At 44.4% G+C, this 25,629-nt stretch carries 26 protein-coding genes; 22 read left to right on the plus strand and 4 right to left on the minus strand.

What is annotated here, in order from left to right:
- The first annotated feature begins 47 nt into the window (after positions 1-47).
- Genes leuS through hemL form a run of 8 tightly spaced genes read left to right on the plus strand, consistent with a single transcriptional unit; the run spans position 48 to position 9,162 of the window.
- Positions 48-2,720 (plus strand): leucine--tRNA ligase, encoded by a 2,673-nt coding sequence (gene leuS, locus ICN45_RS07750; RefSeq protein WP_216175071.1) that lies wholly within the window; start codon positions 48-50, stop codon positions 2,718-2,720.
- 18 nt (positions 2,721-2,738) lie between these two features.
- Positions 2,739-3,266: an LPS-assembly lipoprotein LptE gene (locus tag ICN45_RS07755; protein WP_216175073.1), complete on the plus strand. Its 528-nt coding sequence runs from the start codon at positions 2,739-2,741 to the stop codon at positions 3,264-3,266.
- An 18-nt stretch (positions 3,267-3,284) separates the two neighbouring features.
- Positions 3,285-4,346, plus strand: coding sequence for a DNA polymerase III subunit delta (gene holA, locus ICN45_RS07760; protein WP_216175075.1), 1,062 nt, complete (start codon positions 3,285-3,287; stop codon positions 4,344-4,346).
- A gap of 36 nt (positions 4,347-4,382) precedes the next feature.
- Entirely contained in the window at positions 4,383-5,660 is a 1,278-nt protein-coding gene (locus ICN45_RS07765; RefSeq protein ID WP_216175077.1) for a glutamate-5-semialdehyde dehydrogenase, read from the plus strand.
- A 34-nt stretch (positions 5,661-5,694) separates the two neighbouring features.
- Entirely contained in the window at positions 5,695-6,120 is a 426-nt protein-coding gene (locus ICN45_RS07770; RefSeq protein WP_216175079.1) for a CopD family protein, read from the plus strand.
- 54 nt (positions 6,121-6,174) lie between these two features.
- Complete coding sequence (locus ICN45_RS07775; protein ID WP_216175080.1) at positions 6,175-7,638, plus strand: THUMP domain-containing class I SAM-dependent RNA methyltransferase; 1,464 nt, start codon at positions 6,175-6,177, stop codon at positions 7,636-7,638.
- Between the two features lie 38 nt (positions 7,639-7,676).
- On the plus strand, positions 7,677-7,847 hold the full coding sequence (locus tag ICN45_RS07780) for a rubredoxin (protein WP_216175082.1): 171 nt from the start codon (positions 7,677-7,679) through the stop codon (positions 7,845-7,847).
- 13 nt (positions 7,848-7,860) lie between these two features.
- On the plus strand, positions 7,861-9,162 hold the full coding sequence (hemL, locus tag ICN45_RS07785) for a glutamate-1-semialdehyde 2,1-aminomutase (RefSeq protein ID WP_216175084.1): 1,302 nt from the start codon (positions 7,861-7,863) through the stop codon (positions 9,160-9,162).
- Positions 9,163-9,169: 7 nt separating this feature from the next.
- Here the strand turns inward: hemL and ICN45_RS07790 are convergent, their stop codons facing one another.
- Both ICN45_RS07790 and ICN45_RS07795 read right to left on the minus strand, forming a co-directional pair.
- On the minus strand, positions 9,170-10,009 hold the full coding sequence (locus ICN45_RS07790) for a symmetrical bis(5'-nucleosyl)-tetraphosphatase (RefSeq protein ID WP_216175086.1): 840 nt from the start codon (positions 10,007-10,009) through the stop codon (positions 9,170-9,172).
- Between the two features lie 24 nt (positions 10,010-10,033).
- Positions 10,034-11,518 carry a cryptochrome/photolyase family protein gene (locus tag ICN45_RS07795; RefSeq protein WP_216175088.1) on the minus strand — a complete coding sequence of 495 codons (1,485 nt, stop codon included), beginning with the start codon at positions 11,516-11,518 and terminating at the stop codon, positions 10,034-10,036.
- Between the two features lie 128 nt (positions 11,519-11,646).
- On the opposite strand from ICN45_RS07795, the gene ICN45_RS07800 reads away from it, so the two are divergent.
- The 7 genes from ICN45_RS07800 to ICN45_RS07830 are packed head-to-tail and all read left to right on the plus strand — an operon-like array spanning position 11,647 to position 17,127.
- Positions 11,647-12,231 (plus strand): YqgE/AlgH family protein, encoded by a 585-nt coding sequence (locus ICN45_RS07800; protein ID WP_216175674.1) that lies wholly within the window; start codon positions 11,647-11,649, stop codon positions 12,229-12,231.
- A complete protein-coding gene (gene ruvX / locus ICN45_RS07805; RefSeq protein ID WP_216175089.1) occupies positions 12,224-12,637 on the plus strand; it encodes a Holliday junction resolvase RuvX in 414 nt (137 codons plus the stop codon). Before ICN45_RS07800 ends, ruvX begins: the two co-directional genes overlap by 8 nt.
- 32 nt (positions 12,638-12,669) lie before the next feature.
- Positions 12,670-13,173 (plus strand): bifunctional pyr operon transcriptional regulator/uracil phosphoribosyltransferase PyrR, encoded by a 504-nt coding sequence (gene pyrR, locus ICN45_RS07810; protein ID WP_216175091.1) that lies wholly within the window; start codon positions 12,670-12,672, stop codon positions 13,171-13,173.
- Positions 13,170-14,126: an aspartate carbamoyltransferase catalytic subunit gene (locus ICN45_RS07815; RefSeq protein WP_216175093.1), complete on the plus strand. Its 957-nt coding sequence runs from the start codon at positions 13,170-13,172 to the stop codon at positions 14,124-14,126. The genes pyrR and ICN45_RS07815 overlap by 4 nt, the downstream gene beginning before the upstream one ends.
- A 39-nt stretch (positions 14,127-14,165) precedes the next feature.
- Positions 14,166-15,488 carry a glycosyltransferase gene (locus tag ICN45_RS07820; RefSeq protein WP_216175095.1) on the plus strand — a complete coding sequence of 441 codons (1,323 nt, stop codon included), beginning with the start codon at positions 14,166-14,168 and terminating at the stop codon, positions 15,486-15,488.
- Between the two features lie 17 nt (positions 15,489-15,505).
- A complete protein-coding gene (locus ICN45_RS07825; protein WP_216175096.1) occupies positions 15,506-16,408 on the plus strand; it encodes a DUF6492 family protein in 903 nt (300 codons plus the stop codon).
- Positions 16,408-17,127: a glycosyltransferase family 25 protein gene (locus tag ICN45_RS07830; protein ID WP_216175098.1), complete on the plus strand. Its 720-nt coding sequence runs from the start codon at positions 16,408-16,410 to the stop codon at positions 17,125-17,127. The genes ICN45_RS07825 and ICN45_RS07830 overlap by 1 nt, the downstream gene beginning before the upstream one ends.
- Positions 17,128-17,153: 26 nt before the next feature.
- On the opposite strand, the gene ICN45_RS07835 is transcribed toward ICN45_RS07830, so the two are convergent.
- Together ICN45_RS07835 and ICN45_RS07840 are read right to left on the minus strand one after the other, a co-directional pair.
- Positions 17,154-18,212: a hypothetical protein gene (locus ICN45_RS07835; RefSeq protein ID WP_216175100.1), complete on the minus strand. Its 1,059-nt coding sequence runs from the start codon at positions 18,210-18,212 to the stop codon at positions 17,154-17,156.
- A 3-nt stretch (positions 18,213-18,215) separates the two neighbouring features.
- Positions 18,216-19,160 carry a glycosyltransferase family 10 domain-containing protein gene (locus ICN45_RS07840; RefSeq protein ID WP_216175102.1) on the minus strand — a complete coding sequence of 315 codons (945 nt, stop codon included), beginning with the start codon at positions 19,158-19,160 and terminating at the stop codon, positions 18,216-18,218.
- Positions 19,161-19,182: 22 nt separating this feature from the next.
- Here ICN45_RS07840 and ICN45_RS07845 point away from each other — a divergent pair, with 22 nt between their 5' ends.
- Genes ICN45_RS07845 through waaC form a run of 7 tightly spaced genes read left to right on the plus strand, consistent with a single transcriptional unit; the run spans position 19,183 to position 25,627 of the window.
- A complete protein-coding gene (locus ICN45_RS07845) occupies positions 19,183-19,950 on the plus strand; it encodes a glycosyltransferase family 2 protein (protein ID WP_216175104.1) in 768 nt (255 codons plus the stop codon).
- Positions 19,951-19,968: 18 nt separating this feature from the next.
- Complete coding sequence (locus tag ICN45_RS07850) at positions 19,969-20,964, plus strand: hypothetical protein (protein WP_216175106.1); 996 nt, start codon at positions 19,969-19,971, stop codon at positions 20,962-20,964.
- A 48-nt stretch (positions 20,965-21,012) separates the two neighbouring features.
- Positions 21,013-22,071, plus strand: a complete 1,059-nt coding sequence (gene rfbB, locus ICN45_RS07855) for a dTDP-glucose 4,6-dehydratase (RefSeq protein ID WP_216175107.1) — start codon at positions 21,013-21,015, stop codon at positions 22,069-22,071.
- A 19-nt stretch (positions 22,072-22,090) separates the two neighbouring features.
- Entirely contained in the window at positions 22,091-23,044 is a 954-nt protein-coding gene (gene rfbD / locus ICN45_RS07860; protein WP_216175109.1) for a dTDP-4-dehydrorhamnose reductase, read from the plus strand.
- 11 nt (positions 23,045-23,055) lie between these two features.
- A complete protein-coding gene (gene rfbA / locus ICN45_RS07865; RefSeq protein WP_216175111.1) occupies positions 23,056-23,982 on the plus strand; it encodes a glucose-1-phosphate thymidylyltransferase RfbA in 927 nt (308 codons plus the stop codon).
- Positions 23,982-24,548 (plus strand): dTDP-4-dehydrorhamnose 3,5-epimerase, encoded by a 567-nt coding sequence (gene rfbC, locus ICN45_RS07870; RefSeq protein ID WP_216175113.1) that lies wholly within the window; start codon positions 23,982-23,984, stop codon positions 24,546-24,548. The genes rfbA and rfbC overlap by 1 nt, the downstream gene beginning before the upstream one ends.
- A gap of 29 nt (positions 24,549-24,577) precedes the next feature.
- A complete protein-coding gene (gene waaC, locus ICN45_RS07875; RefSeq protein ID WP_216175115.1) occupies positions 24,578-25,627 on the plus strand; it encodes a lipopolysaccharide heptosyltransferase I in 1,050 nt (349 codons plus the stop codon).
- Positions 25,628-25,629: the final 2 nt, after the last annotated feature.

Here is a 25,629-nt window from a genome sequence, read left to right on the forward strand (position 1 = left end):
ACGCGGGTCTACCAATCAATAAAAATAAAAGAAAAGAGTTGTCTTAAATGAGTAAGGATTACGACTACCGCAGTATTGAAGCGGCAGCGCAAGCTGATTGGGAAAGTGCGCAAGTCTATCAAGTAACTGAAAATGCAGTCGATCTTACTGGCAAGCAAAAGCCAAAATATTACGCATGCTCGATGTTGCCATACCCATCAGGCAAGTTGCATATGGGGCATGTACGCAATTACACCATTAACGATGTGATGGCCCGTCAACTTCGCATGCAGGGCTATAACGTATTGATGCCAATGGGTTGGGATGCTTTTGGTATGCCTGCGGAAAATGCAGCGATTCAGAATAAAGTTCCTCCGGCCAAATGGACTTACGACAATATTGCTTACATGAAGAAGCAAATGGTTGCGATGGGTTTGGCAATAGATTGGTCACGTGAAATAGCAACCTGCAACCCTGATTATTACTGCTGGAACCAATGGATTTTCTTAAAGATGTTAGAAAAGGGCATTGCGTATCGCAAGACTCAAGTAGTGAATTGGGATCCAATTGATCAAACAGTTCTGGCAAATGAGCAGGTTATCGATGGCCGTGGCTGGCGTTCCGGTGCTCTAGTTGAGAAACGAGAGATCCCTGGGTATTACTTCAATATCACGGCCTATGCGGAGCAATTACTTTCAGGTTTGGATGATTTAGGTTGGCCGGAGCGCGTCAAAACAATGCAGCAGAACTGGATTGGTAAAAGCCGTGGGGTCCGTTTTGCTTTTAAACATGAAATTGCTGACGCGCATGGTAATTTTATTCAAGACGGCCTTTTATATGTCTTCACGACCCGCGCTGACACCATCATGGGAGTTACCTTCTGCGCGGTTGCAGCGGAACATCCATTAGCAACAAAAGCTGCTGAAAATAATCCTGCGCTTGCGGCGTTCATTGAGAAATGCAAAACCGGTAGCGTGATTGAGGCAGACTTAGCCACTCAAGAAAAAGAAGGTATGTTTACAGGTTTATATGTAACGCATCCCTTAAGCAATGAGCCGCTCCCAGTATGGGTTGGTAATTATGTCTTGATGTCCTACGGCGATGGTGCTGTGATGGGGGTTCCCGCACATGATGAGCGGGATTTTGCATTTGCGCTCAAATACGAATTACCCATTAAGCAAGTCATTGCGCTCAAAAGTGAATCGCCGATCTTTAATACCACTCGTTGGGAAGATTGGTATGCGCAAAAAGAAGGAGTGGTTTGTTTCAATAGCGGTAAGTTTGATGGTCTATCTCATGAAGAAGCCGTCAATGCCGTTGCCAAAGAGCTTGAGCAATTGGGCATTGGTGAAATGAAGACCACTTATCGTTTACGTGACTGGGGAATTTCTCGTCAACGTTATTGGGGTACCCCGATTCCGATCATTCATTGCGGTGATGATGGAAATCCAGGCTGTGGTGCTGTACCTGTGCCTGAAGCAGATTTACCTGTGGTGTTGCCTGAAGACTGTGTACCGGATGGCAGTGGCAATCCGTTAAACAAGCGAGTGGATTTCTTGAACGTGGAGTGTCCAAAGTGCGGCAAGCCAGCCCGTCGCGAGACTGACACAATGGATACATTCGTGGATTCATCTTGGTATTTCATGCGCTATACCGGACCTGATGCCAAAACAATGGTCGATGGACGTAACGAATACTGGATGCCAATGGATCAATACATTGGCGGTATTGAACATGCCATCTTGCATTTACTCTATGCACGCTTTTGGACTAAGGTCATGCGTGATTTGAATTTGATTCATTTTGATGAGCCATTTCAGAATTTATTGACTCAAGGTATGGTTCTAAATGAAACCTACTACTCTGAAGATGCCGCTGGTAAAAAAACTTGGCTTAATCCTTTGGATGTTGAGCTAGAACTTGATGAAAAAGGTCGTCCAACAGGCGCCAAGTTAAAAGGTGATTCATCTCATGCTCTTGTAGTTGTTGGGGGTGTAGAGAAGATGGCTAAGAGTAAGAATAATGGCGTTGATCCACAGGCTTTGATTGATCAATATGGCGCTGATACTGCCCGTTTGTTTGTGATGTTTGCGGCGCCACCAGAACAGCAGTTGGAATGGTCTGGAGCGGGTGTTGAAGGCGCTTCCCGTTTCTTACGCAGAGTCTGGATGTACTCTAGTAGTCAAGCAAAAGCTATCCGTGATGCAAAAGATGTCCTGCCAGGTAAATTGAGCGATGCGGAGAAAGAATTGCGTCGTGAAGTGCATAGCATTTTGAAGCAGGCTAATTTTGACTACCAGCGTCGCCAATACAACACAGTCGTTTCTGCCGCGATGAAGATGCTAAATGCACTCGAACCTATTAAGTTAGATCAGAATACTAATATCAGCGCTTCAGTTCTGCGTGAGTGCTTAGGTATTTTGTTGCGCATACTTTACCCAGTGGTTCCCCATTTAACCCATGCGCTTTGGAAACAACTAGGTTACGAAAAGACATTTGGCTTGATGCTGGATGCTGCTTGGCCGGCTGTTGATGAATCAGCGCTAGTTCAAACTGAAATTACGTTGATGCTCCAAATTAATGGTAAGTTGCGTGGGGATATTCGGGTTCCAGCAGACGCTGGAAAAGAACAGATTGAGGCATTAGCCTTACAAAGTGATCCAGTAACCAAAGCGCTTAATGGCGGAGTGCCCAAGAAGATTATTGTGGTGCCGGGTCGCTTAGTGAATATTGTTGCTTAACCTACTGAGACTATATACATGAGCGTAAATTCTCTTCGTCGTGCAGTGCTCGGCTTAATAGTATTTTCACCCTTGAGTGGGTTAATCGCCTGCGGGTATCGCCTGCGTGGCATGGTAGATTTACCTTTTAAGGCTATTGCCATTACCGGTAGCCCGTCTCCACCTTTGCGGGCTGACTTACAAACTGCGATTTTGACTGGTACGGATGTACAGGTAGCCATCAATCCAAAAGATGCCGATTTGATCTTGGACATTATCAATGAGACCAATGGCCGAGAAATTTTGGCCTATAGTTCGACTGGTCAAGTTTCTGCTTATCGCTTAACGATCCGGGTGATTTTTAGGTCGTATGATAAGGGGGGTGCAGAGCTTGTTCCTGATAGTGAAATCTATATCACCCGAGATCAGGATTTCTCTAACACCACGGTTTTGGCGACAGATGCTCAGCAGCAACAATTTATAGCCTTGATGCGTAAGGACTTAGCGGTTCAGATTCTGCGACGCATTGCAGCTGCAGCAAAAAATCCACAATCTAAATCGTTCTAGATAAAGATCGAGACTAGTATGGTTAAAGTGGATGCCTTGCATGTACACCTCAAATCATTGAATGCGGGTGGAGCGATGCTCCCCCTCTATGTCTTTAGCGGAGATGAGCCCCTATTAATGATGGAGGCGATGGATCAATTGCGTTTAGCTGCAAAGAAACTGCACTTTACTGATCGCGAGGTCCTGGTTCAGGAGCGAGGGTTTGATTGGAGTGTCCTCATGAATGCAGGTCAAACTATGTCATTGTTTGGGGATAAGCGCTGGGTTGAGTTGCGTATTCCGACGGGTAGACCTGGTCGTGATGGTGCGGATGCTTTAAAACAATTTGCCGCACAAATTGCCTCGCAACAAGAGGGTGTAGATGGGCCTGATACAGTGGTATGTATTGTTTTACCAAGATTGGATGTAAAGACCAAGACCTCTGCATGGTTTAGTGCCCTTGATGAAGCTAGTATGGCAATCCAGGTAGATACCTTAGATCGAAGTCATTTGCCCCAATGGATTGCTGGACGCCTGAAAAAACAAAATCAAGAGATTGAGTCTGGGCCCGAGGGTCAAAGGGCTCTGGAGTTCATCGCAGATCAGGTAGAAGGCAATTTGATTGCAGCCCATCAGGAAATTTTGAAATTAGGCTTGTTATATCCAGCCGGAAAGTTAACTGAAGAGCAAATTCGCTCCTCAATCTTAAAAGTAGCCCGTTATAACGTGTTTGAATTGACCGAAGCCATGCTTGCAGGCGATTTACCAAGACTAAACCGCATGTTATATGGCCTCAAGGGCGAAGGTGAGCCACTAGTTTTAATTCTATGGAGCGTAACCGAGGAGCTTCGGCTACTATCTAAATTGAAGGCTGCAAGTGATGCTGGTGAGTCGCTTCAACAGCTCATGCGGGCCAATCGGATTTGGGGCAATAAAGAGCGCCTGTATCCAGCGGCAATTAGACGAGTGCAGCCCATGAAATTGCGTAGAGCAATGCAGTTGGCAGCGGGATTGGATCGGCAGTCGAAGGGCCTACATGCGGCTGAGCTGCCAGCTGATCCTTGGGACGGTTTGCGCTTAGTTGGAAATTTATTGCGATAAGCAGGACGCAAGTGAGCGTTTTAGAAGGTTAGAAATATGAGTACGGCGATTCAAGACATGATGCAGGATATTGGCGAGCGGGCACGTAGCGCATCGCGTGCGATGGCACGTGCATCTAGTGAGCAAAAAAATCAAGCGCTCCTCCAGATTGCAAAAGGAATTCGTCAAAGGGCGGATGAAATTCAGACGATTAATCTGATTGACGTCGAACGTGCAAAAGCGAATGGACATGATGCCGCTTTTGTAGATCGCCTCACTATGACTCCAAAGACCATTGAAACAATGGCTTTAGGTCTAGAGCAAATTGTTTCTCTAGACGATCCTATTGGAAAAATTTCTGCCTTTAAAAAACAAAGTTCAGGCATTAACATCGCTCAGATGCGTGTGCCCCTTGGTGTGATCGGCATCATTTATGAATCTCGTCCGAATGTCACGATTGATGCTGCAGCACTTTGTCTTAAATCTGGCAATGCAGTGATTTTGCGTGGTGGCTCAGAAGCCATTGACTCCAATACTTTATTGGCTCAAATCATCCAAGAGGGTTTGGCTGCGGCAAATCTTCCGAAGGATGCCGTGCAGGTAGTCACCACAACGGATCGGAGCGCTGTTGGTGAAATGATCACCATGACTCAATATATCGATGTGATCGTACCTCGTGGGGGTAAAAGTCTGATTGCGCGCTTGATGGCTGAGGCGCGCGTCCCTATGATTAAACATCTCGATGGCATATGTCATACCTATATTGATGCAGATGCGGATATGGCTATGGCGATCAAGGTTTGTGATAACGCCAAAACTCAACGCTATGCCCCATGCAATGCCATGGAAACGCTTTTGGTAAATAAAGAAATTGCTCCAAAAGTATTACCAAGTCTTTGCAAGATTTATCAAGATAAAGGCGTGGAATTACGGGTAGACGATTTGACGCGCCAAACGCTTGAGTCTGCTGGATTTAAGGGCTTAGTGGATGCTACTGAGGAAGATTGGCACACAGAATATCTGGCTCCTATTCTGTCGATTAAAACAGTTGCTGATATAGATGAGGCTATGAATCATATTGAGCACTACGGTAGTAAGCATACTGATGCCATCATTACGAATAATCAAGCTAAAGCAGATCGTTTCTTGCGAGAAGTGGATAGTGCAAGTGTGATGGTGAATGCGAGTACTCGTTTTGCTGATGGTTTTGAGTACGGTTTAGGCGCAGAGATTGGTATCTCGAATGACAAGTTGCATGCCCGTGGCCCTGTAGGGCTCGATGGCCTTACTTCTCTTAAATACATCGTCATGGGTCATGGCGAGATTCGTAGTTAAAAATAATTCAGAGCAAAGCGAGAACCTTTAGATCATGGCGAATTCCTATCTCTGGATTAAAACATTTCATATTGTGTTGATCACTTCTTGGTTTGCCGGTTTATTTTATTTACCGCGTATTTTTGTGAACTTGGCCGATGAAAAAAATCCAGAGGCAAACACTCGCCTTTTGGGAATGGCTGATCGACTCTTTCGCTTTATGACTATTTTGGCTATTCCTGCAGTGGTGCTTGGATTAATACTCTGGCTTTACTTTGGTATTGGGGCGGGTGATCTATGGATGCACGCCAAATTAGGATTTGTCGTTTTAGTGATTGGTTACCATCATGCCTGTTTGATCTTGCTCAAGAAGTTTCGCGCTGGCCTAAATACCAAATCCGGTGTTTGGTACCGCTGGTTCAATGAGGTTCCGGTAATCCTTCTGGTAATCATTGTTGCTCTAGTTATTTTTAAGCCCTAAGCACGACCTTCTTATTTCCTTTTTACCTTACCCCTTTTTTAGACTGTTAGCCCCATGAGATTTTTTGTAGTTTGCCCAGGCGGTTTAGAAGTACCGCTTGCACAGGAGCTAGCAGAGATTGCGCAGCGTCCTGACTCCAAGGTACTTGGAGCTTGGGTAATTGATCCAACACCGACGAGTCCGACTGGCGGTATTGGTCTTGCTGCACCCATTTCAGGGGCGATGGCATTAAATTTACATTCCCGTATTGCTAGCCGTGTTTTGTTGCAATTGGCTCAAGCACCTTACAGGCAGGAAGAAGATTTATATAAGCTTGCTAGCGGTCTAGCCTGGGAAGATTGGTTTACCTCAAAACAAACTTTACGGGTAGATGTCACTGCACATCGCTCTCCATTGAAGAGCTTAAATTTTGCGACCCTCAAGATTAAGGATGCCATCGTTGATCGCTTGCGAGATGTCACTGGGGATCGACCAAGTATCGACACTGCTTTTCCGGATGTACGTGTGCAAGCCCATTTAACTGCTACCCAAATAACGATTTACTTAGATACCTCTGGTGAGGCACTATTTAAGCGGGGCTGGCGTGATGAAAAAGGTGATGCTCCTTTAAAAGAAAATTTAGCCGCTGGTATTTTGTCAGTCACGGGCTGGAAGCCAGGCCAGACCTTATTTGATCCTATGTGCGGAAGCGGAACGTTCTTGATCGAAGCGGCGCAAATGGCGCTTGCTATTCCACCGGGGGCGATTCGGGCGGGCATGTATGGTGATGATGTCAAGCCCAGTAGATTCGCTTATCGCCCATTAATTACTTCTGCTCATGGATTTGGTTTTCAGAGATTGAAGCCTTTTAATGAAGCTGCAGAGCAACAGCGCTGGAGCAATTTAAAGGATGCCTCTCTTGCGCAAATGTTAGAGAAGCGTCAACAGTATCCTAATGTTGATTCCTTAAGAATTAGCGGCGGAGATATTAATGAAAAGTTAGTATCAATGTATAGAGGCAATTGGCAAAGAGCACAGTTGCCTGATCAACCAGTAGTTCGTCAAGTAGATGCCTTGGCAAGTAAGCCTCCTGGAAATACTCACGAAGGGGTGATGTTACTCAATCCACCCTATGGAGAACGTCTGGTCATCAAAGGTGGGCGTGGGCAAGATCGGGACTCAAGGGAATCTGAGGATGAAGACTATAGTCCAGAGCCCGAAAATCGGTTTGAGCTGAATCTGGAAACTGGTCGTCAGAGTGCAAAGCGCTCTAGCCGTGAATCTTTAAAAAAATTGCAGGCTCAAGAAGAGCAGGATCCTAAGTTTGTGGAGTTCTTGCGTCAATTCGGCCAACACCTGAAAGATACTTTTGGCGGATGGAACATCTTTGTATTAACTGCAGATATGGCCTTACCGGGGCAGTTACGCATTAAAGAATCGAAACGTACCCCTTTATTTAATGGCCCCCTGGAGTGCCGTTTATTTAAATTTGAAATGCATGCGAAACGTCCCGCCACAACAGCACCGGAAGAGGATTGAGCGCTTTAAAATGAAGTTACGTTACGGAGATTAAGTAAATGGAATTGAAGACTTACATGTGCCTGATTTGCGGCTGGGTTTATGACGAAGCCGCTGGTTTACCTGATGAAGGAATCGCACCAGGAACTCTGTGGAATGATGTGCCAATGAATTGGACCTGTCCAGAGTGTGGTGCTCGTAAAGAAGATTTTGAAATGATGGCGATTTAATTAGGAACTCACAGTGACGAAAGTAGATCAAAACGCGGTTTTATTCGAACGGGCGCAAAAGACCATTCCGGGTGGGGTTAATTCTCCGGTACGGGCTTTTCGTCAGGTCGGTGGTACACCCCGTTTTATTACAAAAGCCAAAGGCCCTTATTTTTGGGATGCAGAGAATAAGCGTTATATCGATTTAATTATGTCTTGGGGCCCCATGATTGTGGGGCATGCACACCCTGAAGTGGTGGCAGCAGTTCAGAAAGCAGCAGAAACTAGCTTTAGCTATGGAGCCCCAACCGAAGGCGAGATAGAGCTTGCCGAGCGCATTTGCGAGCTAATGCCCAGTGTTGAGCAAGTACGCATGGTATCCAGCGGTACAGAAGCGACTATGAGTGCATTACGTTTAGCGCGTGGTTATACCGGCCGTGACTTAATTATTAAGTTTGAAGGTTGTTATCACGGGCATGCAGATAGCCTGTTGGTTAAAGCAGGATCAGGCTTGCTGACCTTTGCAGACTCCACTCAAAATGCGCCATCCTCTGGCGGCGTTCCCAAAGACTTGGTGAAGCACACCTTAGTGTTGCCTTATAACGATGTGGCCGCCATTGAAGAGGTGTTTAAACAGCAGGGCGATGAAATTGCAGCAGTCATCATAGAACCCATTGTGGGCAATATGAATTTGATTCAGCCATCTAAAGAGTTTTTAGCTGCTATTCGTAATCTGACTACGAAATACGGCAGTGTACTAATTTATGATGAGGTGATGACGGGTTTTAGGGTTGCATTGGGTGGTGCGCAATCCCTACAAGGAATTACTCCAGATTTAACATGCTTAGGCAAAGTCATGGGCGGTGGAATGCCAATGGCTGCCTTTGGCGGTAAAAAAGAAATCATGTCTAAGCTAGCCCCTTTAGGAAATGTCTATCAAGCGGGTACTTTATCAGGCAATCCAGTGGCTGTGGCAGCTGGCCTAAAGACTCTTGAGATCATTTCTCGTGAAGGGTTCTTTGAGTGCTTAACTGGTCAAACCCAAAAATTAATGGCAGGCCTCAAGCTTGCAGCAGATAAGGCTAAAGTGCCATTTTCAGTAGATAGCGTAGGTGGCATGTTTGGCTTCTACTTTGCCAATGAGGTTCCAAGGTCTTATGAGGCTGTGACGAAGTCTGATATTGAAACGTTTAAGAAGTTCTTTCATTTCATGCTCGATGAAGGTGTTTATCTTGCACCTTCAGCTTATGAGGCTGGTTTTACCTCGATTGCGCATGACAATGAAGTGCTGGATGCCATCATTCTTGCCGCTGAGAACTCGTTTAAAAAACTCTGAAATGTAATTACATTCTGAGTGGGTGGTCATAGCCAGCCACTTGGATGATTTCTAAACCCTTAGAGTCTTTCCTGCTAGTAGCGATTTCCATAGCAGTCAATTTCCCGCCCCAGACACAGCCAGTATCCAGACCGATAACATTGTGGCGTCGCAGTAAGCCTAGGGTAGACCAGTGACCAAAATAAATTAAGGTGCCCGCCGTTTTTCTTTTGGGGACTGTGAACCAAGGCATATAGCCCTTTGGGCCGTTTTCAAGACCCTCTTTGCTTGCAAATTCCATGGTGCCACCTGAAGTACAAAAGCGCATTCTGGTTAAGGCATTGGTGATGACCCGCAAGCGCTCATCCCCTTTTAATGATTTATTCCATTTATTGGGAGTATTGCCATACATGTTTGCTAAAAAGTTTTTGTAGGATTTTCCGCGCAATGCTTTTTCAACTTCATGAGCGCACTCAATGGTTTGCTGCAGATCCCATTGAGGAAGGACGCCTGCATGCACGGTAAGCACATTGCCATCGCTCAGTGCCATAGGTCGATTACGAATCCAGTGGATCAGTTCGGCGCGATCAGGTGCTTTTAAGATGCTCTCAACAGTATCCAGACCCTTGGTTTTACGTAAACCCGCATCGATAGCCAATAGATGCAGGTCATGATTACCTAAGATGCATTCGGCGCGACCAGATTCTTGTAAGGATTTGAGTTGCCTTAAGGCTCCCAAAGAGTCGGGGCCACGATTGACTAAATCCCCTAAAAAAATCATTTTAGATTTTTTAGGTAATTTTTTAACGAGGGTTTTGAGTGATGGCGCACATCCTTGGATGTCGCCCACTGCGTAGATCTTACTCATGACCTATCTTAAAGCGTTTCAGCTCTATGCGGGGGACTCAGTCATTTTTTTGACTACGCTGTAGCGAAGCAAGGTTTTTTTACGGGCTTCATCGTGATCTACTACTGGTAGGGGATAGTCTCTACCTAAAACAACTCCAGCTGCTTCAAGCTCGATATGACCTGCTTGCCAAGGAGCATGGATTGATTTCTTGGAGAGTTTTTCAAGTTGAGGAAGGTAGCGGCGAATAAATTTACCCTCAGAATCAAACTTTTCGGATTGGGTAATCGGATTGAAGATGCGGAAGTAGGGTTGAGCGTCACAGCCAGATGATGAGGCCCACTGCCAACCGCCATTATTTGAGGAGAGTTCGAAATCATTGAGGTGCTCCGCAAAGTAAGCCTCCCCCCAGCGCCAGTCAATGCCGAGGTCTTTAGTCAGGAAACTCGCCACCACCATGCGTAAGCGATTATGCATATAGCCACTTTGGTTGAGTTGATGCATTGCTGCGTCAACCAGGGGATAGCCTGTCTTTCCTTCACACCAAGCATTGAAAAGCTTCTTGGCATTGGCACCGCTTTCCCAGGCGATATTGTCATAGTCTGGTTTGAAAGAGGCACCTTTTGCTAGGCGTGGGTGGTTAGCCAGAATCATGAAATAAAAATCACGCCAAATCAATTCGCTCAACCAGATGGTGGCACCCATACTACCGGCCAGCATACGGCGGTGTGCCTCACGCACTAAACCCCGAATCGAAAGCATGCCAAAGCGTAAGTGAGTCGATAGGTAACTCACTCCTTTGATGGCCGGAAAGTCTCTGCCAATTTGGTATTGATCAATTCGTGGAAGGAAGTTTTCAAGAAAGGCTTGCCCACCCGCAGAGCCAGGGGGTAAGTAGGTTTCAATGCCTGTGGCACAAAAGCCCATAGACTCAAGTGAAGGGAAATTGAGATCTAATTTTTTTGGAATGGCTGCAAATTGCCCAGGCTTTGGATCGCATTCATAGGCGACCAAATCTTTTTCTTGCAGTGTCTTTAGCCAATTATTCTTATAGGGAGTGAAGATAGAAAATACCGTATTGGAATTAGTCAGAATTTCTTTCTTTTCAAAGATGACTTGATCTTTAAAGGTATTCAACTCAATACCAAGCTTTCCTAAGACGGTCGTAACAGTGGCATCTCGCTCGATCGCAGAAGGCTCGTAGTCATGATTAGTAAAAACTGCATTGACACCAAGCTCTTTCGCGATCTCTGGAATATATGCAGTCGGATTTCCAAAGCGAACTATCAGACCCCCACCTAAAGTGCGTAGCTCATCATCAATCTGTTTTAAACCTTGCCATATGAAATCAACCCGTCGATCGTGCTTGAGACCATTGGTATCTAACTCACCCTTGAGTAAGGGTTTAAGAATCTCGACATCAAAAATAAAGGCGAGCCATACTTGCTCCGCCTCTTTTAGGGCGTAATGGAGGGCGGCATTGTCATAGAGACGAAGGTCGCGGCGGAGCCAAACTAAGGCTTTTTTCATGCCACTATCATATGGTTTATTGGTAAAAAGCGCTTAACTAGGGCATATTTTCTGTAAAATAAGCCCATATGACATCGGCTAATAAAGCGCCCCCCGCTTCAGACCTAGGGTCTGTGCCAGAGTCTTCAATTTCTTTTTCAGCAGATCACCTGGCAAATCAATTCCTGATAGCGATGCCCGGAATGGTGGACCCCAATTTTGCAGGTGCAGTGATTTATCTGTTTGAGCACACTGAAAGAGGGGCAATGGGCTTGGTCGTGAATAGGCCAACTGAGGTTGATTTAGCAACCCTCTTTGACAAAATTGAGCTCAAATTAGAAATTGCTCCATTACTGGAGCAGCCAGTATATTTTGGGGGGCCAGTGCAAGTTGAGCGCGGCTTTGTTTTGCATGAGCCTGAACCAAACGCCGCTTATAGCTCCTCCTTGGTGATCCCCGGTGGATTAACAATGACCACCTCTAAAGATGTTCTTGAGGCCGTCGCTTCGGGGACTGGACCTAAAAAGTTTCTGATGACTTTAGGTTATGCGGGATGGGGTGCTGGACAGCTTGAAGAAGAGATCACTTTAAATGGCTGGATGAATGTACCCCTCTCGCGTCAGCAAATGGCCGATATCATTTTTGATACTCCATCTAGTCAGCGATATGAGAGGGCGATGAGCCGCCTAGGTTTTGATCTATCGCATTTATCAGGCGAGGCGGGGCATGCCTAAAGCCGAGATGGTAATGGCATTTGATTATGGAACTCGCCGAGTAGGTGTGGCGGTCGGTAATTCAATAACAAGGGCAGGGCAAGCATTAAAGACAATTGCTGCGGTAAATGCCGATGCCCTTTTCCAAGAAATTGAAGGTCTTCTTATTGAATGGCAGCCGAATCAACTCGTAGTTGGGCTACCGACGCACCCCGATGGTGCTGAACATGAGATGACTGCTAAATCAAGGCGTTTTGGCAATCAACTCCAGGGACGCTTCAATTTACCCGTTAATTGGGTAGATGAGCGCTATAGCTCGGTGGTTTTAGAAGGTGATGCTGATATGCATGACAATCTAGATGCGCATTCTGCAGCATTAATTTTGGAGCAATATTTTGCAGAGCTTGCGGTAAAGACGATCGACTAGAAATTGAAATCAATGGACATCGGAACTGAAGAATGAATGCTGAATCCTCATACATCAAGCTATTGGATAAGTTGCACCAAAGACTCCAGTCCGGCTCTTTTGAGCTTGTTGGCCTAGCCATGGGAGGCGCTTGGATTGCTCAGCGTTTGGCTCAAGATTTAGGTTTGCCTCATTACGGTGTGATCAATGTGGCCTTTCATCGAGATGATTATGCTGAGAAGGGTATGACTGCCTTACGAACAGCTAGTGCAATGTCTACTGATTTGCCTTTTGATGTCAATGGTGCCCACGTGATCCTGATTGACGACGTCTTATTTACTGGTAGAACAGTAAGAGCAGCGCTTAATGAGTTATTTGATTTTGGTAGACCAGCACAAGTGGATTTAATGGTCCTAGCAGATCGAGGTAGTCGCGAGCTGCCAGTTAGTGCTAATTTTGTAGGTGAAGAGCTTCAGATACCAGAAGACAAAATACTGGTATTAGAAAAAGATAATGCTGGCAAGTTTAGCTTTGAGCTTGAGGGGCGTGAAGAATGAACTTAGTGAACCAATTCAATCCGGCTGGCGAGTTAACGCACCTTCTTACTCTTGAAGGTCTTCCAAAAGAGCAGATTCTCCATATTTTGGACACTGCAAAGCAGTTTGTCAGTATTACCGACCCTTCACGTGAAGTCAAAAAAGTTCCCCTGCTGCGAGGTAAGAGTGTCTTCAATCTCTTCTTTGAAAATTCGACACGCACCCGAACTACTTTTGAAATTGCAGCGAAACGATTATCTGCGGATGTCATTAATTTGGATATATCTACATCCTCTACCGCCAAAGGAGAGAGTTTGCTAGATACGATTGATAATTTGGTGGCGATGCAGGCCGATATATTTGTAGTGCGTCATGGTATTTCTAAAGCGCCGATTGAAATTGCTAACCATGTCCCTGCACATGTCCATGTGATCAATGCAGGCGATGGTAGTCATCAGCATCCAACCCAAGGTTTGTTGGATATGTATACGATGCGTCACTTTAAACAGAATTTCAAAGGCTTAAAAGTAGCGATTGTGGGTGACATTGTTCATAGTCGTGTAGCCAAATCTAATATTCACGCATTAACGACTTTAGGATGTGAAGAAATCCGCGTCATTGGCCCTGAAAGTCTTCTGCCAAGCGATCTCAACATGCTGGGTGTGAAGGTTTTCCATAGCATGGAAGAGGGCTTAAAGGATGTGGATGTAGTAATGACGCTCCGTATTCAGAAGGAGCGCATGGAAGCGGGTCAAGTACCGGAAGGCGACGCCTTCTTTACGCAATATGGCCTAACTCCTGCACGCTTGGCTTTAGCAAAATCAGATTCCATCGTGATGCATCCTGGCCCCATGAATCGTGGTGTAGAAATTGACTCTATAGTCGCCGATGGCCCACAGTCAGTCATCCTTAATCAAGTTACTTTTGGAATTGCAGTGCGTATGGCAGTCATGTCAATTGTTGCCGGTAATTAAAGCTGAGTAACACTGAGTTTGACTAAAAATATCAGCGCAATGCCTGCAAAAAAATCGTGGTTGATTTTGTCCCATGGATTCAATATGGATGGTCGCGCATCAAGCCAAACCATTACCGACAAAATCCCTTACTTGCTTAATGAGGGAATTAAACCCATTGTTTTTAGCGCTATCACTGGAATTAAAGATCAGCGCTTCCCACATCGCCAGCTCCTAGCATGGGGGCCTGCTGCCTTTCGGTTTGATTTCCGCCATTGGATTGCCAATCACTACGGCCGCGGTTTTATCTATAAAGTCTTAACTAGGACAGTGTCAATTCTCTTGGCGCCATTTGTTGGTTTAGAAAAACTATTTCTGGGGTATTCAAGTCAATGGTCTTGGGCCATGCCAGCCTTTATACATGGCGTTCAATTGATTCGCGCTGGTAAGGTAGATGTGGTGTATTCCACTGGTGGCGCATGGTCTGCTCATTTGGCTGGTTTATGGCTAAAGAAGGCAACGGGAGTGAATTGGATCGTTGAAGTGCATGATCCATTGGTTATTCGTAAAAGCCCTGCTGATGAAGGGTCTGATAAACCAAGTAATCGGGATGCACAATTTCGGCAATCTTTAGAAAAGAGCATCATTCACCATGCTGATTTTGTATGGTGGTTTACTGAGGGTGCTTTACATTACGCTAAAGCGCGCAATACGAATTTGAATACACCAGGCAATGCGCAGGGATTTATGGTGATTCCGGGGGCAGAACCTCCAGGTAGTCTGGGCGCTGCTAAGCCCCATGAATATTCTGAAAAATTAAATTTATGCCATTTTGGTTCTCTTGCAAAGGACCGTTCATTGTCAACTATCCTCAATGCCTTGGTCCCCTTATTCCAAAAATACCCTGAGGCTAGAGAGCGGATACGCATTCATGCATATGGTGCTCCATTAGATGACCTAACGATTGAAGCATTGAAGCATTTGGATATGAATGATGTACTCCTTGCGCACGGACGTCTTGAAAAAGATCCCTATACAGGTAAGTCGGGGCGTGAGCGAGTGGTTGAAAAGATGCAAGAGTCTGATGTATTGATTTTGCTTCATGGTAATGATGAGTGGTGTGCCGAATACATCCCATCCAAGTTCTATGAATACCTGTGGACTGGACGTCCTATATGGGGCATTACCCATCGCAACCCACAACTAGATCACATGCTGGAAGAGCGGGGCGCCTATCTCAGTTTAGAGGGTGATAAAGCGGAAATATCCATGGCTCTGGAGAGAATTTGGTTAGACTGGCAAGCGCGCAGCTTGATTGAGCCAAAATGGTTGCCATTAGGAGTGGATCAAGCAGTGCAGCAAATTCTGACTGAAATTCAATAGAAATCATAAGGAACTAATTGAAAGATCTCGTCCTCTACTGCAAGTCTTATCGCAATGACTTCTTGCGTCTTCGAAGATTGCTTTCTTCAATTGAGCAATACAACGTTGATCAAATTCCCTTTTATATTTCTTCTCCTTTAGCTGATAAAGGACTCCTGGATGAAGTTCTCGGAAACAAAGCATCCTATATTTGGATAGCTGACGAGGATATAGTCGCCACTAATCCAAAGGCGGTATTTGAAAAATACAAGGCAATGCCTGGCGGTTTGTCCCAAGCAATTGTTAAATCTGAGTTTTGGCGTTTAAAAATTTCTGAAAATTATCTTTGCCTAGATTCTGATTGCGTATTTATTCGGCCTTTTTCTAAGGCTGATTTTCTGACTAGTGATGGAATTCCTTTTACGGTACTCCATCAAAATAAAGAATTTTTTCAACTAGCCATCAACCGTGGGCAGGCGAAGATAGCAGCTAATCTTCGTGCAGAGGCCCAAAGAGTCCAAGCCCTATTTGAGCGGCAGGGTCCTGAGTTTTATTGCGCACCTGCACCTTTTATCTGGTCGGCTAAGGTATGGGAATCTTTAGATCGGGAATATTTGATACCCAAAGGCATTACGCTTTGGGATTTAGTGACCCCTCAATATCCAGAGACTTTGATCTATGGTGAGGCCTTATTAAAATACCAAGCCATTCCATTGCTTGCAATCGAGCCACTATTTAGGGTCTATCACTATGACTGGCAATATTTCATGATGAAACGATTAGGTGAGACCGAGGAAAAACTCAAGTCCAACTATCTTGGCGTCCTATATCAGTCAAACTGGGAATCAGGTCTGAATGATGGTAATGATCAGAAATCTCTACCTTCACGCATATTGAAAAGCGTGAAGAGATCTTTACGTTATTTACAGAGTTATCTCTAATGCAGGATATACATGCTTTAGTAATCTCATTAGCCGGATCTGATGCCCGGCAACAAAAGGTTCGATCTGAGCTTAACAAGACGAGCTTGCCATGGCATTTCGTAGATGCGGTTAGAGGGACTGAACTAAAAGATAATCCTAAAGAATACAAACCTGAAAAGGTAAAAAGATTATTAGGTTTTGAATTAACCCCGAATGAGCTTGGCTGTTTCCTGTCGCATAAGAAAGCCTGGCAAGAATGTGTAGACAAAAATATGGCAACAATTGTTTTTGAAGATGACTTTTTCTTGCTCCCGCACTTCGAAAAAACAATTCATTTTTTAATGACAGGGTGCAAGGAATGGAGTGCCGTCAGGCTGCAGGGTTTGAGTGAAGTCCCGCAAGAGAAACTTCAGGACAACGAAGATATCCATTTAGTGAGAAATATTGGGGATGCAGTTGGAGCAACTGCCTACCTGATCAAACCAGAAGCCGCCAAAATACTCATTGCCGCCTCAGCAGATATTTACGAGCCCCTAGATCATTTTTTAGAGCATTACCAAAAACATCACCTAGAATTTTTAGCTATCAATCCTTATCCAGTTGATATCACTGGAGTTCAGACCACCATAGCAGATAGGCCTGGAAGGCTGCCTATCCGGGGATTAGCAAAGCTAAAACGTTCAGTCTCACGCGCTGTAGATCGTTGCTTCTCTAAGAACCCTTGGTTTCCAAGCTAGCTCAACTTCAATCTACATACAAGCGCCTATAAGTAGCGCTTTTTTTGTAAGTTCCGTAATTTGCGTTCAAAACGGTATTTTTGGATCACCATTCGATCGAGCGCTGAAACGCTGATCTCTGATAGATTTTTGCCGCGCAGAAAAATGGCGTCAAATTGACGCATGACTTCTTCAGGGGAAAAATCTTGCGAGTAGGCATCCCAATTTTTTTCGTGCTGCACTTGGCGAGTAAATGTTTGGAATATTTCGGCTAAATCCGTTTTACCTTTATAGAGAATTGCTTTATCACCCAAGATATCAATATGACTGCGTTGTGGCGATAGAGCATAAGTAATAACCGGTTTTCCTTTGATGGAGAACTCTCCACAGGCTAAACCAAAACTTTCACCAATACCCCGCGCGTGCAACATTCCATCACACGTGTTAATAAATTTCACCTTGTAAATTAGATCGGAGTTGCCGGGTAGAAAGATGAGCTTTGAATGCTTAGCAAAGGGCTCCATATTCATGAATAAAAAATAGAGATCCTGGCGCTTTTCAATGACCTCAAGGATCACTTTCTTTACAAACTCGAGATTGAAGCTGTCTGAACCCCCATACCATCCAAGAACGGTTGCTCTCTCAGGTATTCCAAGTTCAGATCTGAGGTTGCCATCATAGTCTGGTAACTCAATCATATGGGGAACAAATGGAATTTTATTGTTGGAATATTCTTTTGAAAGCCATTGTGAAACAAAGGCGTATTTGTCCCCATGAAATTCTTCTGGCTTAGTTGGAAAGACTGCATGAATGAGAGCGGGCGAGCTCTCACAAATAGCATCGTCCCGCTCACCTGACTTAATAAAGTAGGTTAGGTCAATTTTTTCTTTCTCAATGAGGCGATTTAATTCCGCTTGGCCATCATAGGGACATAACTTAAATTGATTGGAAAATTTTTCCAATACCGATGGAATGACCTGATTATTTTTACGATAAAAGATAACAGACTCATTACCTAGTAGCTGTTGGTTATGGTTGGCGTAATCGTAAAGAGCAATTTCAGTACCGCGGAGCGATAATCCATTTGTATGAAAACCAATCTTCATGGCTTAAGAGGTTACATCTTCCATAATGCGTTTCACAAAATCCCTAAATGGCAAAATGCTCGGAGCATTGAGAAGTAAGGCTTCTGATGCATAAGCCTCCAGATGTGGGGGGGAGTTTACGATTTCTGCAAGCGGATCAAAGTTGCACCAGGCCATCGGAGCAAGATTAATAAATGCATTGGGGTTGAAGTCGACCCGCACATTTTGATCTGTCCAGGTAATAGGCAAACAACCGGCAAAGAAGGCTTCGGGAATTTTTTCAGTGTAGTAGCCTGGGTACATGCCATTTTCTGGGCAAAGATTGAAGGCAAATTCTTTGAGGATGTCTTGTTTGAGAAACCCACTCGCATGGTGAGATTGAATATTTTGATCAAAATGAGCACCAAAGCCAGATACAGGCATGACGTTTTGTACTGCTTCAAATAGTGTTTTTCTAGGCTCACGAAGATGAGAGCTCAAAAAAGCGGCAGCTTTTGTTCGATCTAAAAAATGCATACCAAGGGGCTCCATTAAGCGCTCGATATTCATTAACTGACCATACCGAGGATTTTTATTGCCTACGATGCCCTCATGCGACCAATTGATCATCTCCATCCAATAAGGAAGGCGGAAGTGGGTAGGGGAGTTGATGTTGAGATCGAAAGAAATGCTGTAGTCGGCCGGGATGGTGTCATGACGAAGATTTTCTGCGCTATGGAAAACCCTAAGCGGTAAATCTGTTCGGGAAGAGAATGAGTTAAATAGCGTCTGAGCAGCTGGGCGAAGTGGCTTAGGACACCATTTGAGCTTCTTAGCATGGTGATTCATGAAGGGGCCCATGATGAGGAGATCTGCTTGGTTGGGCTTTACCCAGTCGAGCTTATACCCAAGGCTTTGAGCGATAATTGGAAGCAGGCCTTGTGAATAATCGCTAGGGCATCCAGCAGTTGAAATACGTACACTTCTCATTCCTCAATACTAATTTATTTTTATGTCTGAGCATTCAGCCCCTTACTCGGTAGTGATCACCACCTTTGATAAGCGGTTTGACACCTATATGGTGCCATTACTTGCTCAAATTAAGACACAACGTCCGAATATAGAAGTGATTGTAGTAATTAATGGCCCAGCCAAGGGTGCATTTGATGAGGTTTATCGTGCCAACATCTTGTCTTATCTTGCGCGTTTTCCGAAAGTATTCCCAACCATGTTTCCGAGTTTTCAGTCTTTGGCAAAGCTATGGAACCGTGGCGCATTGACTGCGAGCCATAACCGCGCTCTGATTTTGAATGATGATCTCGAGCTGAGATCCGAAAATGGGATTTGTTTTTTTGATGCTTTGGAAGAGGCAATGGCCGAGCACCCTGGAACTTTTAAGATTAACGGTAGCTTTTCTCACTTCATTCTAGATAAACGGGAATTAATAGAGGTTGGATTTTTCGATGAGCGTTTGCTTGGATTGGGGGAGGAGGATGGAGACTTTTTTTGGCGCTTCTATAAGAAGTATAAAAAAGAGATTGCCAGTGCAGATGTTGCTCTCATTGATAATGTTCAATCCGATCTAGCTGACGAAGGATATACCAAGGGTATTCGGACGGCTTCTAAATTTAATCGTGATTTTATTCAAAATGAGAAATATAAAACTACCTTGTTGGGTGGCTATCGTGGAATGTTTGATAAAAAAGTAAATCAAGTTCTTGAGGATGAGAAGCAATATCCATATGAACTTTTTTATCTCGAAAATAAAAAAAACCTCTAAGTTACCAGTATTCAACTAATGTATTTTCTATTTCCATTCATCGCACTTGCTGTTTATTTGAGAAATCCTTTCTCTAGCAAAAAATACAGTGCTTGTCGTATTAATTGGACTATTTTTATTTTCCGCAGTAATCCTGAGATAGTCATCCATGATTACTACTTCTATGTTCAAAATTTACTCATTCAGAATCTAGGGAAAATAAAAAAAAGAGGACTTGTTTTTTATGAGTGCCCTGGCTTTAAGCTCCTTAAATTATTGATGCCGTCTACGAATATTTTTTTGCAAATTGAACATACCCTGTTTAACCCAAGAAACAATGTTTTATCTCTGGGAATTCCAGATGGCCTGACAGTTCCAGGGTATGAAAAAAAGTACTTAGTCCGAATTGCAGAAATAGAAAAATTGACTAGTGCAGATATTATTTTTGATTACAGTAGGATCAATTTATTCAATATTCGGTCAGCACCTAAGCTAAAGGCTTATTTAAGAAAATCTTTTTGTATTAGTCCGAGTTTATATCCGCTTTCTATCAACTCTCATGGCCGAAATGGGGTGATCACTTTATTTGGTAACCCCGATCTTTCCAGAAGAAAATTATTCTTAGAAGATTTAAAAAAGCACCGTATTATTAGTAAAAATATACGAGATGTATATTTTGGGATTGATAAAATTTATCAGAAGACAAAGATAGTTATTAATATTCGTCAAACCGATAGTTATGACACTCTTGAAGAGCTTCGAGTTTTGCCGGCATTGCGTAGTGGTGCCATTGTGATTTGTGAGACCGCCCCTTATGTGGAAAAAACAGCGTATTCCAAATTCATCATATGGGGTTCCTTAGAGGAATTACCTCATTTGGTGATTGATGTTGAAAAAAATTATGAAGAAGTGCATGCGCATATTTTTGGTGATGGTGTTATAGACTCTCCATTTATTAGGAGAATGAAGCGTATCGAAAGATGCAATGCATTAGCTATGAAAAGAGCTATTACTCAAATGAATGCCAATAATTAGTTTTATGAGAGATAATTTAGTTACTTACAGATTAAGAATGGGGTTTAAATGATTTTAGTAACAGGGGGCGCAGGCTTTATTGGCGGCAATTTTGTTTTGGATTGGTTATCCGATGCTGCTACTGAAGGCATTATTAACCTGGATAAATTAACCTATGCTGGTAATCTCGAAACCCTAGACTCATTAAAGAACGATTCTCGCCATATCTTTGTTCATGGCGATATTGGTGATAAAGAGTTGGTTAGTAAGTTACTTCAAGAATACAAGCCCCGCGCAATCGTTAATTTTGCCGCTGAAAGCCATGTAGACCGATCTATTCATGGGCCTGCCGAGTTTGTACAAACTAATATTGTGGGCACTTTTAATCTACTCGAGTGCGCGCGGGAATATTGGAATAGCCTTGAGGGTGTAGCGAAGGACAAATTTCGTTTTCATCATGTATCCACTGACGAGGTTTATGGCTCCTTGACGGTCACTGATCCTGCGTTTACTGAAAAAAACGCATACGAGCCTAACAGCCCTTACTCCGCATCAAAAGCAGCATCTGATCATTTAGTGCGCGCTTGGTTCCATACCTATGGCTTTCCAGTTGTCACTACTAATTGCTCTAATAACTATGGCCCCTATCACTTCCCCGAGAAGTTAATTCCTTTAGTGATTTTGAATGCGCTAAATGGCAAACCATTACCCATTTATGGTGATGGTCAGCAAGTGCGGGATTGGCTTTATGTTGGAGATCATTGCTCAGCTATACGCAAAGTACTCGAAGCAGGAAAATTGGGTGAGACCTACAACATTGGCGGCTGGAATGAAAAGGCCAACATAGAAGTGGTAAATGCTATTTGCCGTATTCTGGATGAATTAAAGCCGCGCGTGGATGGCAAGTCCTATGCTGAGCAAATTACTTACGTTAAAGATCGCCCCGGCCATGATCGCCGTTATGCCATTGACGCAAGTAAAGTTGAGCGAGAGCTTGGCTGGCGTCCGACAGAGACTTTTGATACCGGAGTTCGTAAAACAGTTCAGTGGTATCTAGATAATCCCGTTTGGATTGAGGGCGTAGTGAGCGGCTCTTATCGCGACTGGCTTCAAAAGCAATACAACTAAGCTATTCAGAGCGACATCAATGAATATCCTCGTATTTGGCAAGGATGGCCAACTCGGAAAGGCATTTCAAGGCCTTTTTGAGGGTGAGTATTTTTCTGCGAAAAATCAAGTTCACTATATTGGACGAGCTCAATGCGACTTAAGTAATCCTATCGATCTTAGCAATCTGCTAACTCAATCAAAACCAGATCTGATTATTAATGCCGCTGCCTACACCGCAGTAGATAAAGCCGAATCTGAAGTTGAGCTAGCTTACGCCATCAATTCGAAAGCACCTGAGTTGATGGCGCTCTATGCCGCAGCACATAGCGCCACTTTTTTGCATTACTCCACCGATTATGTTTTTGATGGGAATAAAGAAGGTGTTTATCTTGAAGACGATCTTCGTAACCCTCTGGGTATTTATGGCCAGAGCAAGGCAGCAGGCGAAGAAGCGGTTGAGAGTGCTTTTGCAAGTTCGTCATCTGGAGAGTTTGCTATTTTCCGTACGAGTTGGGTTTATGGTGAGGGTGGCAATTTCATCCGCACGATCTTGCGCTTAGCAAAGGAGCGCGAAGAATTGAAAGTGATCCACGATCAGCATGGGGTTCCAACGGGTGCGGATTGGTTAGCTCGGGTCAGCTTAGATTTGTCTCTAGATCAGCAAATGCAGCTCAGAATATTTTCTTCAGGCATCTATCATGCGGTACCTACTGGGGAAACAAGCTGGCATGGCTTAGCAAAAGTAGCCGCTCAGGCGGCCATAGACGCCGGTATTATGCTGAAAGTTAGCCCAGAAGCGATCAAGCCTATTTTGGCCATAGAGTACCCATTACCAGCCCCTAGACCCATGAATTCACGGATGGGTAATGCTAAGCTACAGCTTGCCTTAGAGCAGAGCGGCGATATGTCAAAATTGCAGCATTGGAACGAGGCCTGGGATCTGCAAGTTCAGTCTTACGTTAGCAAGCTTGCCAAAGATGGGCTTATTTAAAAGGTAAAAGTATGGCTGTAAATCGCAAGGGAATTATTTTGGCTGGGGGCTCTGGCACCCGTCTTTATCCCGTTACTCAAGCAGTCTCTAAACAATTGATGCCGGTCTACGATAAGCCAATGGTGTATTACCCATTGAGCACCTTAATGCTGGCAGGTATTCGGGATATTTTATTGATCTCCACGCCGCACGATACCCCGCGTTTTTCTGAGCTCTTGGGTGACGGTTCTCAGTGGGGATTAAATATTGAGTATTGCGTTCAGCCTTCTCCTGATGGCCTGGCACAAGCCTTCACACTAGGAAAAAATTTCGTTGGCAACCATCCCAGCGCTTTAGTGCTTGGGGACAATATTTTCTATGGCCATGAGTTGGTTAATCAGCTCAATAGTGCAGACGATAGAAGTATTGGGGCAACAGTATTTGCCTATCACGTGAACGACCCCGAGCGCTATGGTGTAGTGGAGTTTGATAAAGATTACAAGGCACTTTCGATTGAAGAGAAGCCCTTAAACCCCAGAAGTAATTACGCAGTAACAGGCTTATATTTCTATGATAACCAAGTTTGTGATATCGCTACCTCCATTAGGCCCAGTGCACGCGGCGAGCTCGAAATTACCGATGTCAATCGGGTTTACTTAGATAACAACGAGCTGAGCGTAGAAATCATGGGTCGTGGCTTTGCCTGGTTGGATACGGGTACGCATGATTCTTTGTTGGATGCCGCTGGCTTTATTGCTACTCTGCAAAAGCGTCAGGGTTTAATGGTTGCCTGTCCAGAAGAGATTGCCTACCGTCAAGGATGGATTAGCGCTGAAGCCGTTCTCAAGGTGGCCTCCCAGCTGAGTAAAAATAGTTATGGTCAGTACCTCAGTAAAATTGTGAACGAGCTCAACACTTCTGCACAGCCTATTTCTCTTTCTGCGAAAAAGACCACCTGATGAGCTCGAACTCCAAGTTGTTAGTAACGCCTACTGCAATTCATGATGTTTTTGTGATTGAGCCCAAAGTATTTGGCGATGAGCGTGGCTGGTTTACGGAGTCATTTAATGCCGAAGATTTTTCAAAGGCGACCGGTTTAGATATCGAGTTTGTACAAGACAATCACTCGTTTTCTCGTCAGTGGACTTTGCGGGGATTGCATTACCAATTAGAAAAGACCCAGGGTAAATTGGTGAGGGTTGTGGCTGGCAGCGTTTTTGATGTGGCGGTAGATATTCGTAAAGATTCTCCCACTTATGGAAAGTGGGTTGGTGTCGAGTTAAGCGCCCAGAATCATAAACAAATGTGGATTCCTCCAAAATTAGCCCATGGGTTTTTGGTCCTCTCTGAAACTGCTGAGTTCCTATATAAGACAACAGATTATTACCACCCCCAAAGCGAGGCTTGCCTTGCTTGGAATGACTCTGATGTAGGTATTGAATGGCCATTACCAGCAGGTATAGCGCCCAATATGAATGCCAAAGATAGTGCGGGTTTGTTGTGGGATGCCGCACCGAAGTTCTAGGATTTCCTAAAAGATAAGATAATGCTCCTATGAGCAATTTATCTGCCCAGCAAGATCATTCAAATCCCAAAATTCTCTTGGTGAAGCTCTCCTCCTTAGGAGATGTGCTTCACAATTTGCCAATTGTTTGGGATTTACGCGCGCGTCTACCAAATGCCCAAATTGATTGGGTTGTGGAAGAGGCCTATGTTCATCTGCTAACACCCCTTGTGTCTAATACAGAATTTAAGGGGATTGATTGCATCATTCCCTTTGGCTTACGCCGCTGGAAAAAGAATCTTTTCAAGTTGGCTACTTGGAAACAATTTTTTGCATTCAAGAAAGTCTTGCAGTCAGTTCAGTACGATTACGTAATAGAGACTCAGGGTTTATTAAAGTCCGCCTTGGTCTGTGCATTAGCTAAGAAGTCACCTAATACAGTAGTGGCAGGCCTGGCTAATGCTACCCAGTATTCTGGATATGAGCCAGTAGCACGAATTTTTTATAATCAGTGCGTTCAAGTCTCGGCAGATTGTCATGCAGTGGATCGTTCTCGCTGGGTCATGAGTTCCGCTTTAGCTTGGCCATTAATCGATCGAGCGAACGCCCCACGGTTTTATCCAGAGACCTTTACCCAGTCTTTGCTTGAGAAGTCCATCATGGGCTTGCAAAAGCCCTATGTTCTTTGCTTTCACTCTACTGCGAGAGAGGCTAAGCGTTGGTCTAATCAGAATTGGATTGCCCTTGGAAAAGAATTGGCTGGACGCGGATATCAAGTCGTCTTCCCATGGGGAAATGCTGCTGAAAAGCAGCTTAGCCAAGAGTTAGCCACAAATGTCCCAGATGCACTTGTCCCCCCCGCTTTTTCTATTGAAGAGGCATTTTCTGTGATTGCTGGTGCAGATCTAACAGTAGGGGTAGATACAGGATTGACCCATCTGGCTGCCGTTTTGGGAAAACCTACCGTAGAAATTTATTGCGATTCCCCAAGGTGGAAAACCGAAGGGTATTGGGCTAATACTATTTACAACGTAGGGGATATAAAATCCCCACCCAGCGCACTAGAGGTGATTAATGCCTCTTTGGATTTATTGCCCTAATT

This window comes from Polynucleobacter alcilacus (assembly GCF_018881545.1).
Taxonomy (GTDB): Bacteria; Pseudomonadota; Gammaproteobacteria; order Burkholderiales; family Burkholderiaceae; genus Polynucleobacter; species Polynucleobacter alcilacus.

Excerpts from the sequence above, each read along its gene's own strand:
- leuS (WP_216175071.1), top strand. The coding sequence starts at position 48 with ATGAGTAAGGATTACGACTACCGCAGTATTGAAGCGGCAGCGCAAGCT.
- ICN45_RS07755 (WP_216175073.1), top strand. The coding sequence starts at position 2,739 with ATGAGCGTAAATTCTCTTCGTCGTGCAGTGCTCGGCTTAATAGTATTT.
- holA (WP_216175075.1), top strand. The coding sequence starts at position 3,285 with ATGGTTAAAGTGGATGCCTTGCATGTACACCTCAAATCATTGAATGCG.
- ICN45_RS07765 (WP_216175077.1), top strand. The coding sequence starts at position 4,383 with ATGAGTACGGCGATTCAAGACATGATGCAGGATATTGGCGAGCGGGCA.
- ICN45_RS07770 (WP_216175079.1), top strand. The coding sequence starts at position 5,695 with ATGGCGAATTCCTATCTCTGGATTAAAACATTTCATATTGTGTTGATC.
- ICN45_RS07775 (WP_216175080.1), top strand. The coding sequence starts at position 6,175 with ATGAGATTTTTTGTAGTTTGCCCAGGCGGTTTAGAAGTACCGCTTGCA.
- ICN45_RS07780 (WP_216175082.1), top strand. The coding sequence starts at position 7,677 with ATGGAATTGAAGACTTACATGTGCCTGATTTGCGGCTGGGTTTATGAC.
- ICN45_RS07790 (WP_216175086.1), bottom strand. The coding sequence starts at position 10,009 with ATGAGTAAGATCTACGCAGTGGGCGACATCCAAGGATGTGCGCCATCA.
- ICN45_RS07795 (WP_216175088.1), bottom strand. The coding sequence starts at position 11,518 with ATGAAAAAAGCCTTAGTTTGGCTCCGCCGCGACCTTCGTCTCTATGAC.
- ruvX (WP_216175089.1), top strand. The coding sequence starts at position 12,224 with ATGCCTAAAGCCGAGATGGTAATGGCATTTGATTATGGAACTCGCCGA.
- pyrR (WP_216175091.1), top strand. The coding sequence starts at position 12,670 with ATGAATGCTGAATCCTCATACATCAAGCTATTGGATAAGTTGCACCAA.
- ICN45_RS07815 (WP_216175093.1), top strand. The coding sequence starts at position 13,170 with ATGAACTTAGTGAACCAATTCAATCCGGCTGGCGAGTTAACGCACCTT.
- ICN45_RS07820 (WP_216175095.1), top strand. The coding sequence starts at position 14,166 with ATGCCTGCAAAAAAATCGTGGTTGATTTTGTCCCATGGATTCAATATG.
- ICN45_RS07830 (WP_216175098.1), top strand. The coding sequence starts at position 16,408 with ATGCAGGATATACATGCTTTAGTAATCTCATTAGCCGGATCTGATGCC.
- ICN45_RS07835 (WP_216175100.1), bottom strand. The coding sequence starts at position 18,212 with ATGAAGATTGGTTTTCATACAAATGGATTATCGCTCCGCGGTACTGAA.
- ICN45_RS07840 (WP_216175102.1), bottom strand. The coding sequence starts at position 19,160 with ATGAGAAGTGTACGTATTTCAACTGCTGGATGCCCTAGCGATTATTCA.
- ICN45_RS07845 (WP_216175104.1), top strand. The coding sequence starts at position 19,183 with ATGTCTGAGCATTCAGCCCCTTACTCGGTAGTGATCACCACCTTTGAT.
- ICN45_RS07850 (WP_216175106.1), top strand. The coding sequence starts at position 19,969 with ATGTATTTTCTATTTCCATTCATCGCACTTGCTGTTTATTTGAGAAAT.
- rfbB (WP_216175107.1), top strand. The coding sequence starts at position 21,013 with ATGATTTTAGTAACAGGGGGCGCAGGCTTTATTGGCGGCAATTTTGTT.
- rfbD (WP_216175109.1), top strand. The coding sequence starts at position 22,091 with ATGAATATCCTCGTATTTGGCAAGGATGGCCAACTCGGAAAGGCATTT.
- rfbA (WP_216175111.1), top strand. The coding sequence starts at position 23,056 with ATGGCTGTAAATCGCAAGGGAATTATTTTGGCTGGGGGCTCTGGCACC.
- rfbC (WP_216175113.1), top strand. The coding sequence starts at position 23,982 with ATGAGCTCGAACTCCAAGTTGTTAGTAACGCCTACTGCAATTCATGAT.
- waaC (WP_216175115.1), top strand. The coding sequence starts at position 24,578 with ATGAGCAATTTATCTGCCCAGCAAGATCATTCAAATCCCAAAATTCTC.